Raw genomic sequence first — 13,292 nt, 5'->3', positions numbered from 1 at the left:
CCTTGTTTATGGTCATTTATGCACACTTCAAAATTTCGCAAAGTGGGTCTGTTCAGCGTGTTGGCCATTGCCGTTGGCCTGATTGTCTACACCGTGCAAGCGCCCGCCGAGGCTCCGCAGTACCTCACCGCCACGGCTGAGCGCGGCGATATCGAAAACGCCGTGTTGGCCACCGGTTTGCTGGAGGGCGTCAAGCAGGTCGATGTCGGCGCCCAGGTGTCCGGGCAGTTGAAGTCGCTCAAGGTCAAGGTCGGTGACAAGGTGAAGCAGGGCCAGTGGCTGGCGGAAATCGATCCGCTGATCCTGCAGAACACCCTGCGCAAGGCCCAGGTCGATGAAGAAAACCTCCAGGCCCAGCGCCGCGCCACGGCGGCGCAGCTCAAGCAGGCGCGCTCGGTGTATGAGCGCTACAAGGGCTTGCAGGATGATGAGTCGGTGTCGCGCCAGGATTTCGAGAGCGCGGAATCGACGTTCCTGGTGCAGCAGGCCAACCTGTTGTCCCTGGATGCGCAGATCAAGAGCGCGCATATCCAGATCGACACCGCCAAGATCAACCTGGCCTACACCCGGATCGTCGCGCCCATCGATGGCGACGTGGTTGGTATCGTCACCCAGGAAGGCCAGACGGTGATCGCCAGCCAACTGGCGCCGGTGCTGCTGAAACTGGCGGACCTGGACACCATGACCGTCAAGGCCCAGGTCTCGGAGGCGGATGTGATTCATATCAGCCCTGGGCAGAAGGTGTATTTCACCATCCTCGGCGAGGCCGACAAGCGCTACTACGCCACGCTGCGCGGCACCGAACCGGCGCCGCAGAACTTCCTCGAAACCCAGGCCGCCGGCACGCCCAAGCAGAACACGGCGGTGTTCTATAACGCGCTGTTCGACGTGCCCAACCCCGACCATCGCCTGCGCATTGCCATGACTGCCCAGGTGCGCATCGTGCTCGCCACCGCCCAGGCGGCGTTGATCGTGCCGGTGGCGGCGCTCGGTCCGCGCAACAACGATGGCCGTTATGGCGTGCGCGTGCTCGACGCCAAAGGTCGGGCGCAGAAGCGTGAGGTGCAGACCGGCATCAACAACAACGTCAAGGTGCAGATCCTTGACGGCCTGGTCGAAGGCGACACCGTGGTGATCGGCGACGCAATGCCCGCCGTGGCGGGGAACTGACGGATGAGCCAGCCACTGTTGGAACTCAAGGGCATCACCCGCAGTTTCATGGCCGGCGAGCGTGAATTCATTGCGCTCAAGGGCATCGATTTGAAGATCGAGGCCGGGGAAATGCTGGCGATCATCGGCGCGTCGGGCTCGGGCAAATCCACCCTGATGAACATCCTTGGCGGCCTGGATTACGCCACGGCCGGCAGCTACAAGATCAACGGCATCGAGACTCGTTCGTTGGGCGACGAGCAGTTGGCCGAGCTGCGCCGCGACTACTTCGGATTCATCTTTCAGCGTTACCACCTGCTGACGCACCTGAGCGCGTTGCACAACGTGGAAATGCCGGCGATCTACGCGGGCACGCCCCAAACCCAGCGTCACAGCCGCGCGCGGGAGTTGCTTGCGCGCCTGGGTCTGGCTGGGCACGTCAGCCATCGCCCCAGCCAGCTCTCGGGCGGGCAGCAGCAGCGGGTGAGTATCGCCCGCGCGTTGATGAACGGCGGTGAAGTGATCCTCGCCGACGAACCCACCGGGGCCCTCGACACGGCGAGTGGCAAGGAGGTCATGCAGATCCTCGCCGAGCTGCACGCCGCCGGGCACACGGTGATTATCGTCACCCATGACCCCAAGGTGGCGGCCAATGCCCAGCGTATCGTCGAGGTCAGCGACGGTGAAATCATCAGTGACACGCGCAATACCGGCTCGGAGTTGCCCAGCGACGCACCGATTGAGCCAAAGCGCAGCGGTGCACGGCGCCTGGTGGCGAGCCTGGGGTTGTTCAAGGAAGCATTCAACATGGCATGGGTGGCGCTGGTGTCCCACCGCATGCGCACCTTGCTGACCATGCTCGGGATTGTCATCGGCATCACTTCGGTGGTGTCGATCTCGGCCATCGGCGAAGGCGCCAAGCGTTATGTGCTCAAGGACATCCAGGCGATTGGCAGCAACACCATCGATATCTTTCCCGGCAGCAGTTTTGGCGACAGCCGCGCGTCGGCCATCGAGACGTTGCTGCCCTCGGATGTGGAGGCGTTGAACCAGCTGTATTACGTGGACAGCGCCACGCCGGTGGTGGGCCGCCACCTGTTGCTGCGCTTTGGCAATATCGACCTGGATGCGCAGGTCAATGGCGTCAGCGACCGTTACTTCAAGGTCAAGGGCCTCAAACTCGAAGCCGGCATCGCCTTCAGCGAGAGTGATGCGCGGCGTCAGGCGCAGGTGGTGGTGATCGACCACAACACCCGCCAGCGCCTGTTTGGGCCTAACGTTGATCCGCTGGGCCAGGTGATCCTGGTGGGTAACCTGCCGTGCACGGTGATTGGCGTGACGGCCGACAACAAGAACATGTTTGCCGCAAGCAAGGCGTTGAACGTGTGGGTGCCGTATGAAACGGCGGCGGGGCGGTTGCTTGGGCAGCGCCATCTGGACAGCATCACCGTGCGCATCAAGGACGGCCAGCCGAGCAAGGTGGTGGAAGACAACGTCAACCAGCTGATGCTGCAACGCCACGGCACCAAGGATTTCTTCACCAACAACCTCGACAGCATCATGCAGACGGTGCAGAAAACCAGCCGTTCGCTGGCGTTGCTGCTGTCGTTGATCGCGGTGATTTCCTTGCTGGTGGGCGGCATCGGCGTGATGAATATCATGTTGGTGTCGGTCACGGAGCGCACCCGCGAGATCGGCATTCGCATGGCGGTGGGGGCGCGGCAATCGGATATCCGCCAGCAGTTCCTGGTGGAGGCGGTGATGGTGTGCTTGATCGGCGGGATCATCGGGATCGCGTTGTCGTATGCGTTGGGTGGGTTGTTTTCGCTGTTTGTGAAGGAGTGGGAAATGGTGTTTTCCCTGGGCTCGGTGGTGACGGCGTTTGCCTGCTCGACGTTGATCGGGATTGTGTTTGGGTTTGTGCCGGCGCGGAATGCGGCGCGGTTGGATCCGATTGAGGCGTTGGCGCGGGATTGAGTCCGCTCAGACAATGAGGACTCAAAATGTGGGAGCTGGCTTGCCTGCGATGGCGGTGTATCAGCCAGCCTATGGGTTGCTGACCCACCGCCATCGCAGGCAAGCCAGCTCCCACAAAAGCCAGCTCCCACAGGGATTAGTGGTGTTTTAAAGAGATGAGCCATCCTCCGTGGCATACATCCACCGCAACAACGAATGCCGCCCGCTGATCCCCAGCTTGATCGACGCGCGCTTGAGGTAGCTTTCAATGGTGTTGACCTTCAACGCCAACTGCTCCGCCAACTCCGGCGCGGTGCGCCCCGCCAGCAGGCCGACACACACTTCCAGCTCGCGCCTGGACAAGGTCAGCCCCGATTGCACCAGGCGTTCTTCGATGCGTCGGCGCAGGGTTTCGATGCCTTGGTTCTGCGCCATCACCGAATCGGTGTCGAGCCGGCACGGCTGGATCGCGGCGATGTGTTTTTCCACCATGGGCAGCAACAGGGTGGAGAAGTCCTGCAACATGCTGCGTTCCTGGGGCGAGAAATTTTCCGAAGGGTGTGAGCGGTACACCGAGAGCACGTAGCGCACATCATCCTTGTGGCGCGTGAGGTGCAATTGGGCGGCGGGTTGTTCGTCACCCATGGCCGCCACCGAATCGGTGTAGACCGGGCTGATCGCGCGGCGGGTGTGGCCTTCGGAACTGACTCGCAGTTGCGTGATGTGGGTGGCGTCCACGGCCAGTTGAGTGAGGATCAGGTCATGCAGCATGCGTGGGAAATGGCGACTGCCGGTGCTGGCGATGACCTTGCCTATATGTGGGAACAGGTGTGAGTTCATCTGCTTCGTCCATGAGTTTCGAGTGCAGGTATTCAGCCATGACGCGACGGGAATCAACTAGTGCGAATACCCCACGATGAGAGCGCTTCCCGCCGAGACGTATGCTAGTACAGCGGGGCGGCGGGAAGGGGATCCAATCCGGATTAATCTAGATTAAAACTGCATAACGGTAGTCGGAGCGATCCGACCACCGTGTAGGAACAAATAACGTCCGACCTGCGGTTTATTTCAACGCGTGCTCGATCTTTTCGGCGTGACGCGGTGCTGTGCGCGTGCTTTTGGCCAGCGCCTGATGCACGTCCGCCAACAGGTCGGCGACATCCTCCAGGCCGACCGACAACCGCACCAGGCCTTCGCTGATGCCGTGGTGCGCGCGCTGCTCCGGGGTGTAGGTGGAATGGGTCATGCTGGCCGGGTGTTGGGCCAGCGACTCGGCATCCCCGAGGCTGACGGCGCGGGTGAACAGTTGCAGCGCATTCATGAAGCGGCGCCCGGTGTCGATGCCGCCCTTGAGTTCGAAGGCGATCATGCCACCGGGCATTTTCATCTGGCGCTGCGCCAATTCGTATTGTGGGAAGGATCGCAGCCCAGGGTAGGTCACCCACTGCACGGCCGGGTGGGCCTGCAAGGCTTCGGCCACGGCCTGGGCGTTGGCGCAATGGCGGTCCATGCGCAGGGCCAGGGTCTTGAGGCCGCGCATCAGCAGGGACGCATCCTGCGGCGACATCACCGCGCCGGTCAGGTCCTTGAGCCCTTGCAGGCGGATGCGTTGCGCCAGGGCGTGGCTGCTCACGGCAATGCCAGCGGTGATATCGCCGTGCCCGCTGAGGTACTTGGTGGCCGAATGCACCACCACATCGGCGCCCAGTTCCAGCGGGCGTTGCAGGTACGGCGTGCAGTAGGTGTTATCGACCACCACGGTGATATTCGGCTGGGCATGGGCCAGGGCGGCCACGGCGGCGATATCCACCAGTTGCAGGTTGGGGTTGGCGGGTGTTTCGCAGTAGATCATGCGGGTGGCGGGGCTGAGGGCGGCGCGCAACGCGTCCAGGTCGGTCAGGTCAACGTGGCGCACCTTGATACCGAACTCGCCGATGCCATGGTGCAGCAGGGCGAAGGTGCAGCCGTACAGGGTCTGGCTGACGATCACTTCATCGCCGGGGCGCAGCAAGGTCCAGAACGTCGCGGCAATCGCACCCATGCCGGAGCTGAACGCCACGGCGGCTTCGCCGTTTTCCAGGGTGGCCATGCGCGACTCCAGCAGGGCCAGGGTCGGGTTGGAAATGCGTGTGTAGAAGTGCCCGTTTTCCTCGCCGGCAAAGCAGGCGGCGCCGTATTCGGCGGTGGGAAAGGCGAACGTGGCGGATAGGTAAATGGGCGGCACGAGGGCGCCATGGTGGTCCTGAGGGTCATAGCCGTGATGGATGGCGCGGGTGGAAAAGCCGAATGCATTGTGTTTATTGTTCATGTCGGACGCTCCTTATTTCCTACAATGCTATGCTCATAACCACAGATGAACGTTGCAAAGTTTGCTGACATTTCCCGCGCCACGGGACGAAAAACCCATAAAAATAATGATTAGAGGCACGTTATGCCCGTAAGCCTGGACCGTACCGACAAAGCCCTTTTAAACGCGCTGCAAGGCAACGCCCGCCTGACGGTGGCCGAGCTGGCCGATCGCGTCTCCCTGACCACCTCGCCGTGCTGGCGCCGGGTGCGCAACCTGGAGGAGAGCGGGGTGATCAGTGGCTACCAGGCGATCCTGTCGCCCAAGGCGCTGGGGTATGGGGTGACCGCGTTTGTGAACATCATGATGGAAAGCCACACCCAGGAAATCGCCCGCGCGTTTGAGCAGCGTTTGCTGGAGATCCCGGAGATTGTGGCGTGCCATAACGTGTCGGGGCGTTATGATTTTTTGCTGGAAGTGGTGGCCAAGGACCTGGAGTCTTTTGGCGAATTTGCGCGGGAGGTGTTGCAGACGCTGCCGTGTGTCAAAGAGATTTATTCGAGCTTTTCCTACAAATCGGTAAGACCGTTGCGGGTGATTCCGCTGCCGGGCTGAAGGCTGCAAACCGGGGGGGCTTTTTGTGTGGGAGCTGGCTTGCCTGCGATGGCGGCGGCACTGGCAACATCCCAGCCAACAGACCCACTGCTTTCGCAGCCTCGCTAAAGCTCGACAGCTCCCACAGGGTATTGGGTTTGCAGGTTGGGGCAGGTGAACAGCTCCCGCACAAGCCAGCCTTCACAGGTGATCGAGGGGCGCAGGACGGCCTAAGCTAATGCCAAAAAGGTATTTATTACGATTTTTTAAGATCATTTAGATTGGTTGCTCCAACCCAAGACGTTCATGGAGTGAGCCGCCGATGTCGCAGCTTCAGTCAATCACCACCTTGCCGCTGCTCGACTTGTCGCAACTCGACGCCGGCCCGCAACCACGCCAGCAGTTTCTCGACGAGCTGCGTTTTGCCGCGCGGCATATCGGTTTTTTCTACCTCACTGGCCATGGCATCGACCCGGCGCTGCTCGCCCAGGTGCAGCAGCAGGCGCGGGCATTTTTTGCCCTGCCTGAAGCCGACAAGCTCGCCGTCGGCATGATCAACTCCCCGCATTTTCGCGGCTACAACCGCGCCGCTTCGGAGATCACTCGCGGGCAGCCCGACCTGCGCGAACAGTTCGACGTCGGCGCCGAGCGCGAGCCATTAAACGCGGCTCAATACCCAGCCGCCTGGGCCCGCCTGCAAGGCCCCAACCTGTGGCCACAGGCGTTGCCCGACCTCAAGCCGCTGGTGCTTGCCTGGCAGCAGGCAATGACGCAAATGGCCCTGCGCCTGTTGCGCGCGTTTGCCCAGGCCTTGTCCCTGCCGGAAAACGCCTTCGATGCGCTCTACGGTGAAAGACCCAACGAACATATCAAGCTGATCCGCTACCCCGGCCGCAATGCGCAGCAAAGCCGCCAAGGGGTCGGCGCGCACAAGGATTCCGGTTTCTTGAGCTTCCTGCTGCAAGACCAGCAAGCCGGCTTGCAGGTGGAAGTGGAGGAGGGCCGCTGGATCGATGCGTCGCCGCGCCCCGACACGCTGGTGGTGAATATCGGCGAATTGCTCGAGCTGGCCAGCAACGGTTACCTGCGCGCCACCGTGCACCGGGTGGTCTCGCCACCGGTGGGCAGCGAGCGTTTGTCCCTGGCGTTTTTCCTCGGCGCACAGCTGGACGCGGTGGTGCCGGTGTACCAACTCGCTCCCGAACTGCTGCGCGATGCCCACGGCCCCGAAAGCGATCCGCGCAACCCGCTGCTGCGCGATGTCGGCTGGAACTACCTGAAAGGCCGCCTGCGCTCGCACCCCGATGTCGCCCAACGTTTCTACGCCGACGCCACACTTCCCCAAGCACTGTCCGCCTGATCTGGAGCTCACCCATGTTGAAGAAATCCGCCCTTACCCTGGCAGTGTTGCTGGCCTCGTTCAACGTGTCGGCGGCCGACGCCTTGCGCGTTGCCGCCGACCCGATTCCCCACGCGCAGATTCTCGAATACGTACAGAAAATCGACCCGAGCCTGAAGCTGAAAATCATCGAGATCCCCAGCGGCGTGAACTCCAACGAGTTGCTGGCCCATGGCGATGTGGACGCCAATTACTTCCAGCACCTGCCGTATCTCAATTCCCAGGAGCAAGCGCTGGGGCAGAAATTCACCGTGGCCGCCACCGTACACATCGAGCCGCTGGGCATTTACTCGCGCCGCCACAAAAGCTTCGACCAGGTGCCGGACAAAGGCACCGTCGCCGTGCCGAACAACGTCACCAACCTGAGCCGCGCCCTGTACCTGCTGCAAGCCAATGGCTTGATCAAGCTCAAGCCGGGGTTCAACGATGCGGCCAAGGACCAGGCCACGCCCAAGGACATCGCCGAAAACCCCAAGCACTTGAAGATCCTCGAAATCGAATCGCCGCAGATCCCCCGCGCGCTGGATGATGTGGACCTGGCGGTGATCAACGGCAACTTCGCCCTGGAAGCCGGCCTGGAACCGGCCAAGGATGCGCTGGGCCTGGAAGCGGCGAAGGGCAACCCTTACGCGAATATCCTGGTGACCACGCCGAAACTGGCGCAAGACCCGCGCATCGAGCAATTGGCCAAGGACCTGCGCTCGCCCCAAGTGGCCAAGTTCATCACCGAGAAATACGCGGGCTCCGTAATCCCGGTGGCGGTCGAATGATCGCTGTCGAGGGCGTCAGCAAAACCTACGCCGACGGCCAGCCGCCGGCGTTGGATAACGTCTCGCTGCACATCGCCGAAGGCTCGATCTTTGGCATCGTCGGGCGCAGCGGCGCGGGCAAAAGCACCTTGCTGCGCTGCCTCAACCTGCTGGAGCGGCCGACCAGCGGGCGCATCCTGCTGGACGGCCGGGACCTCACGCAACTCACCGGCAAGGCCCTGCGCGAGCAACGCCAGCGCATTGGCATGATCTTCCAGGGCTTCAACCTGCTGCATTCGCGCAACGTGGCGGATAACGTCGCGGTGCCGCTGGAGATCGGCAATGTGCCCAAGGCCGAGCGCGCGGCGCGGGTCGCCGAGTTGTTGGCGTTGGTGGGTTTGAGTGACAAGGCGCAGGCGTTTCCATCGCAGCTGTCGGGCGGGCAGAAACAACGCGTAGGCATCGCCCGTGCGTTGGCGGCGCGGCCGGCGTATTTGCTGTCGGATGAAGCCACCAGTGCGCTGGACCCGGAAACCACGGCGTCGATCCTGGAGCTGTTGCGCGACATCAATCGCAAACTGGGGGTGACCATTGTGTTGATCACCCACGAACTGGAGGTGGTCAAGGCGATTTGCGACAGCGCGGTGTCCCTGGCCGATGGCCGCGTGGTGGAAAGCGGCACGCTGGTGCAATTGCAAGCCGATCCGGCCTCGCGCCTCGGTCGTTCGCTGGCCCCCAGCCTACAAGTGGTGAGGGCGGTATGAAGACCGATTGGAATGACATCCTGCAACTGCTGCTCAACGCCACCGGCGAAACCCTGTACATGGTGCTGCTGGCCGGCTTGTTTACCTTATTGATCGGCTTGCCGCTGGGCGTGTTGCTGTTTATCAGCCGACGCGGCGGGCTGTTGCCATTGCCACGCCTGAACCGGGGGCTGGGCGCGGTGATCAACCTGGGGCGCTCGTTGCCGTTTGTGGTGATGCTGATCGCGTTGATTCCGCTGACGCGCCTGATCGTCGGCACCACCTTGGGCAGCACCGCCGCCGTGGTGCCGATCACCATTGGCGCATTCCCGTTTTTTGCGCGCATCGTCGAAACCGCGCTGGACGAAGTGGACAAGGGCCGCATCGAAGCCATCGTGGCCATGGGCGGCGATATCCGCCATGTGATCCTCAAGGTGCTGCTGCCCGAAGCCCTGCCGGCGCTGGTGGCCGGGGTGACGTTGACCCTGGTGATGCTGATCGGCTTTTCGTCGATGGCCGGGGTGATTGGTGGCGGCGGGCTGGGCGACCTGGCGATTCGCTACGGCTACCAGCGCTTCAACAACGAAATCATGGTGGTGACGGTGGTTGTGCTGGTGCTGCTGGTGCAGGGCGTGCAGAGCCTGGGGGATCGCTGCGTGCGGTCGCTGGCCCATCGCCGCTAGTGCGGTGTTTGCGCAGGAGCGCCTCGAATACCTGATGTACTTGTGGCGCATCACTGTGTGCCACATTGAAGCGCATGGCCTCCGGCAGGGCCGGGTCGTAGCCGAACAACGTGCCCGGCGCCAGCACCATGCCTTGCTTCAAGGCGTCCTGGGCCAATAGCTCGCCGTTCACCCCCGGCGGCAGGTGCGCCCAGATAAACATCCCGCCTTCATAACCCATCGGCAATACGCAACCGCAGCGCTTGAGCCATTGCTCGACGCGCCCGCCGGCTTCCATCAAGCGCTGCTGCATGCGCTTGCGATGCTTGGCGTAACTGCCTTCGCTGAGCATGCGGTACACAACCTGTTCAAACAGCTCGGAGGTGATGCCGCCGCTCATCAGCTTCATGTTGGTCAGGTTGGCGGCCAGTTGCGGCGCAGCCACCACGTAGCTGACGCGGGTGTTGGCGCTGAGGATCTTGGAGAAGCCCGACAGGTAGGTGACCTGGTCCAGGCCGGCGAGGGCGGCCAGGCGCGGCGGCGGGTTGGGGTGCAGGTCGCCGTAGAGGTCATCCTCGATGATGTGGCACTGGTACTGGCGCGTCAGTTGCAACAGCCGGAACGCCTGGCCGGGGCTGAACGAATGCCCGGTGGGGTTATGCAGCACGCTGGTGGTGAGGTAGAGGCTGGGGCGATGTTCGGCCAGCAGCTGTTCGAGGGCGACAAAGTCGAAACCGTCGGGGCGCCGCTCGATGGTCAGCACCTTGACGCCGTGCAGGGCAAGGTTGGCGTGGAAGTTGAAGTAGCACGGCGCGTCGAGCAGCACGGTGTCGCCAGGGCGCGCGAGCAGGCGCATCAGCATGTCCAGGCCTTGCACAGTGTTGGGGGTGGTGATGATTTGCTCCACCGGCACCGACAAGCCTTCGCCGTGCAACTTTTGCTGCAAGGCCTGGCGCAGCGGCAACAGCCCGGCCGGCGTGCCCAGCCCGGCGATGCGCAACGACGGCGCGCGCACCACGCTGCGCAGGGTTTGGCGGATGGCGTCGCTGTCCAGCCAGTCTTCCGGCAAATGGCCGCCGCCGGGGCGCAGGTCGCCGTAGACGGTGGCCAGGGGCCGGCGCAGTACGCTGAGCAGGTCCTGGGGCAGCAGTTCGACCCAGGCCGATGACGCCGGGCGGGCGCTGTCTACGGCGACGAAATAGCCACGGCCCTGGCTGGACGTCAGCAGGTTGCGCCCGCGCAAGCGGTCGAGGGCTTCATTGAGGGTGAACTTGCTTACACCGAGGGTCTGGCCCAGTTCGCGCACGGACGGCAGCTTGCTGCCCGGCGCCCACTCGCCCGTCTCGATGGCCTGGCTGAACGCCTCGACGATCTGTTGCACCTTGGGTGTGCCTGGCACAAAGGCGATGGCGGAGACGAACATGGGGCTTCCTTATCTTTGCCGGTGATTTTACCGGTGAAGTTCGGGCGGATTAGGCCGTACTTTACCTGCCTTGCGCAAGGCCACTTGCCTAGACTGCGAGCCTTCTCCTTCAAGGTCCACGGCCATGACCAGCGCATTGACGCTCTCTTCGTTTCTCTACTTCCTACTGTTTTGCGCGACCCTGACCTTCAGCCCCGGCCCCATGACCATGCTGTTGTTGAGCCTGGGCCTGAAGGACGGCCTGCGCCGATCGATCCCCGCACAGATCGGCGCCAGCGTGTCGTACCTGATTTCCATCCTGATCTTTGCCGTGGGCTTTTCGGAGTTGATCAAGGGCAATGTCGCGATTACCCAGGGTATCCAACTGGTGGGCGTGGCCTACATCCTTTACCTGGCGTACAAGCAGTGGACCAGCAGCGGCGTGCCACTCGACAAGGCCGGCGCCGTTGAAGGCGCGCGCAGCCTGTTCAGCAAGGGCTTGCTGACGGGGTTTTCCAACCCCAAGGCGATCATCATGTTCAGCGCCGTGTTCCCACAGTTTGCCGGGGGAGGGGAGCACAACTCGGCGTCGGACATCGCCATCCTGGGCCTGACTTTCCTGGTGTTACAGTTTGCCAGTGGCTGCCTGTACTGCTATTTCGGCCAGCGCATCAAGCATGTCCTGGAAAACCCCGCACGGCGCGTGCTGCTGCAACGGGTCACGGCGGTGTTGCTGCTGGGGGTTGCCTTGATGCTCGCGCGGGGCTTTTCCCACTGAGGGCGCTGAGCTTATGAGCGGTAGTGGCGATTTGCCGTTGCCCTGATAGACTCCGAGCACGCCCTCAGGATCGCACCCCACCATGGCAGCCGTCGGAGGAAAGGGACTTCCGCTTGCTTCGCGCATGTACAAATCCCGCACCCTGGGGCTGACACTCGGCTTTGTGTGCGTGGCATTTGCGATGTACCCGCTGAACCCGCACCCCTGGGTGTGGGCGCTGATGCTGACCAACGCCTTCATTTGGCCGCATGTGGCATACCTGATCTCGCGGCGTTCGGAACATGCACTGCGCAGCGAGCGGCGTAATTTGCTGATCGACTCCTTTTGCGGCGGCTTCTGGGTTGGCGCCATGCACTTCAACCCGCTGCCCGCCGTGACCACCCTGTCGATGATGACCATGAACAACGTCGCCATCGGCGGGCTGCGCTTCATGCTCGCCGGTTGGCTCGCCCAAGGCCTGGGCATCGGCACCGCGCTGCTGGTGTTTGCCCCGGCCTTCATCGGCGTCACGACCCAGGCGCAACTCTATGCCTGCTTGCCGATCCTGATGTTGTACCCCTTGGCTCTCGGCTGGATCTGCTACCGCCAGGCCGTCACCCTGGCCGCGCATAAACGCGAACTGCTGGCCCTGAGCCGCACCGACAGCCTGTCCGGCCTGCTCAACCATGGCGCGTGGAAAGACCAACTGGAACTTGAATTCCAACGCTGCCGCCGTGGCCAGACCGGTGCTGCTATCGCGCTAATCGACATCGACCACTTCAAGACCATCAACGACACCTACGGCCACGTCACCGGCGACATTGTCCTACGCCGGCTGAGCAAAGTCCTACGCCAGAACCTACGCGCCACCGACCTGGCCGGACGCTACGGCGGGGATGAGTTCTGCGTGATTTTGCCGGATATGCCCCTCAACCGTGCCACGGAAGTGATGGACGCGTTGCGGGATCGTTTCAATGCGCTGGCCTATGCGCAGGACCCGACGTTGCGCGCGAGCTTGAGTATTGGGTTGGCGCCTTACCAACTGGGGCATGTGGATTCCACCAGTTGGTTGAATGATGCGGATTTGGCGTTGTATGAGGCGAAGAGCAGTGGGCGGAATCGGGTGAGTTCGGTGCAGGTTAGTTGGTTGAGGTCGGTGTAGGGGGTGTGGTTACCACGTTGACTGGTCTTCGAGGCTGGCTTTTTGGAGGTCGTCTTTCCAGACCTCATTGGCGAGTCGGTAGATGTCGGTGAAGAAACCTCGAGGGTCGGTTATTTCGGTTTCGTCCCAGGCCATTGTTATGTATTCGTCATGATCACTTTCGAATTCTTTCGCGAAGTCAAAGTCTGGTACGTTTAATGCCTTTTTTAGCATTGAAATTAATGCAAAGCGATGTCTGTAAGAAAGGTACATAAGCTCTTTCAAGATGAATTCTTTTACTATTATTTCTCTGTCAGTAGGGCTGTTTGGGTCAAACTTCCACAGTGCTTCTCCTTTAGTTTCTTCAAGGTCATATATTGATAGTGCTGCCAAAATGTAGGAGATTTTTGGCGTGAATGGGGCATCTATAAATGGTGATTTCAGCATTGTAGG

At 62.0% G+C, this 13,292-nt stretch carries 13 protein-coding genes; 9 read left to right on the top strand and 4 right to left on the bottom strand.

Annotated elements, in window-relative coordinates:
- The first annotated feature begins 18 nt into the window (after positions 1–18).
- Both macA and ACU688_RS25030 read left to right on the top strand, forming a co-directional pair.
- Positions 19–1,170, top strand: a complete 1,152-nt coding sequence (gene macA, locus ACU688_RS25035; RefSeq protein ID WP_448186786.1) for a macrolide transporter subunit MacA — start codon at positions 19–21, stop codon at positions 1,168–1,170.
- A gap of 3 nt (positions 1,171–1,173) precedes the next feature.
- Positions 1,174–3,126, top strand: a complete 1,953-nt coding sequence (locus ACU688_RS25030; RefSeq protein ID WP_448186785.1) for a MacB family efflux pump subunit — start codon at positions 1,174–1,176, stop codon at positions 3,124–3,126.
- Between the two features lie 147 nt (positions 3,127–3,273).
- Here ACU688_RS25030 and ACU688_RS25025 read toward each other — a convergent pair whose 3' ends face one another.
- Together ACU688_RS25025 and ACU688_RS25020 are read right to left on the bottom strand one after the other, a co-directional pair.
- The gene (locus tag ACU688_RS25025) at positions 3,274–3,945 is read right to left on the bottom strand and encodes a LuxR C-terminal-related transcriptional regulator (RefSeq protein ID WP_448186784.1); all 672 of its coding nucleotides are present in this window, start codon (positions 3,943–3,945) and stop codon (positions 3,274–3,276) included.
- 223 nt (positions 3,946–4,168) lie between these two features.
- Positions 4,169–5,413 carry a methionine gamma-lyase gene (locus ACU688_RS25020; RefSeq protein WP_448186783.1) on the bottom strand — a complete coding sequence of 415 codons (1,245 nt, stop codon included), beginning with the start codon at positions 5,411–5,413 and terminating at the stop codon, positions 4,169–4,171.
- A 123-nt stretch (positions 5,414–5,536) separates the two neighbouring features.
- Here ACU688_RS25020 and ACU688_RS25015 point away from each other — a divergent pair, with 123 nt between their 5' ends.
- The 5 genes from ACU688_RS25015 (at position 5,537) to ACU688_RS24995 (ending at position 9,560) form a co-directional block, all read left to right on the top strand.
- Complete coding sequence (locus ACU688_RS25015) at positions 5,537–6,007, top strand: Lrp/AsnC family transcriptional regulator (RefSeq protein ID WP_017739424.1); 471 nt, start codon at positions 5,537–5,539, stop codon at positions 6,005–6,007.
- A 301-nt stretch (positions 6,008–6,308) separates the two neighbouring features.
- Positions 6,309–7,346 (top strand): isopenicillin N synthase family dioxygenase, encoded by a 1,038-nt coding sequence (locus ACU688_RS25010; RefSeq protein WP_448186782.1) that lies wholly within the window; start codon positions 6,309–6,311, stop codon positions 7,344–7,346.
- 14 nt (positions 7,347–7,360) lie between these two features.
- Positions 7,361–8,155: a MetQ/NlpA family ABC transporter substrate-binding protein gene (locus tag ACU688_RS25005; protein WP_448186781.1), complete on the top strand. Its 795-nt coding sequence runs from the start codon at positions 7,361–7,363 to the stop codon at positions 8,153–8,155.
- Positions 8,152–8,898: a methionine ABC transporter ATP-binding protein gene (locus ACU688_RS25000; protein WP_257782400.1), complete on the top strand. Its 747-nt coding sequence runs from the start codon at positions 8,152–8,154 to the stop codon at positions 8,896–8,898. The genes ACU688_RS25005 and ACU688_RS25000 overlap by 4 nt, the downstream gene beginning before the upstream one ends.
- On the top strand, positions 8,895–9,560 hold the full coding sequence (locus tag ACU688_RS24995) for a methionine ABC transporter permease (protein ID WP_124528176.1): 666 nt from the start codon (positions 8,895–8,897) through the stop codon (positions 9,558–9,560). Before ACU688_RS25000 ends, ACU688_RS24995 begins: the two co-directional genes overlap by 4 nt.
- Here the strand turns inward: ACU688_RS24995 and ACU688_RS24990 are convergent.
- Complete coding sequence (locus ACU688_RS24990) at positions 9,466–10,962, bottom strand: aminotransferase-like domain-containing protein (protein ID WP_448186780.1); 1,497 nt, start codon at positions 10,960–10,962, stop codon at positions 9,466–9,468. The genes ACU688_RS24995 and ACU688_RS24990 overlap by 95 nt on opposite strands.
- A gap of 124 nt (positions 10,963–11,086) precedes the next feature.
- Between ACU688_RS24990 and ACU688_RS24985 the strand changes: the two genes are divergently transcribed.
- Positions 11,087–11,719, top strand: coding sequence for a LysE family translocator (locus ACU688_RS24985; protein ID WP_448186779.1), 633 nt, complete (start codon positions 11,087–11,089; stop codon positions 11,717–11,719).
- Between the two features lie 82 nt (positions 11,720–11,801).
- On the top strand, positions 11,802–12,860 hold the full coding sequence (locus ACU688_RS24980; RefSeq protein WP_448186778.1) for a diguanylate cyclase: 1,059 nt from the start codon (positions 11,802–11,804) through the stop codon (positions 12,858–12,860).
- 9 nt (positions 12,861–12,869) lie between these two features.
- Here ACU688_RS24980 and ACU688_RS24975 read toward each other — a convergent pair whose 3' ends face one another.
- A complete protein-coding gene (locus tag ACU688_RS24975) occupies positions 12,870–13,286 on the bottom strand; it encodes a hypothetical protein (RefSeq protein ID WP_448186777.1) in 417 nt (138 codons plus the stop codon).
- Positions 13,287–13,292: the final 6 nt, after the last annotated feature.

The sequence above is a fragment of the Pseudomonas acericola (SeqCode) genome, assembly GCF_053456465.1.
The sequence above is the reverse complement of the archived record's forward strand: the minus strand, read 5'-3'. Positions and strand labels throughout refer to the sequence as shown.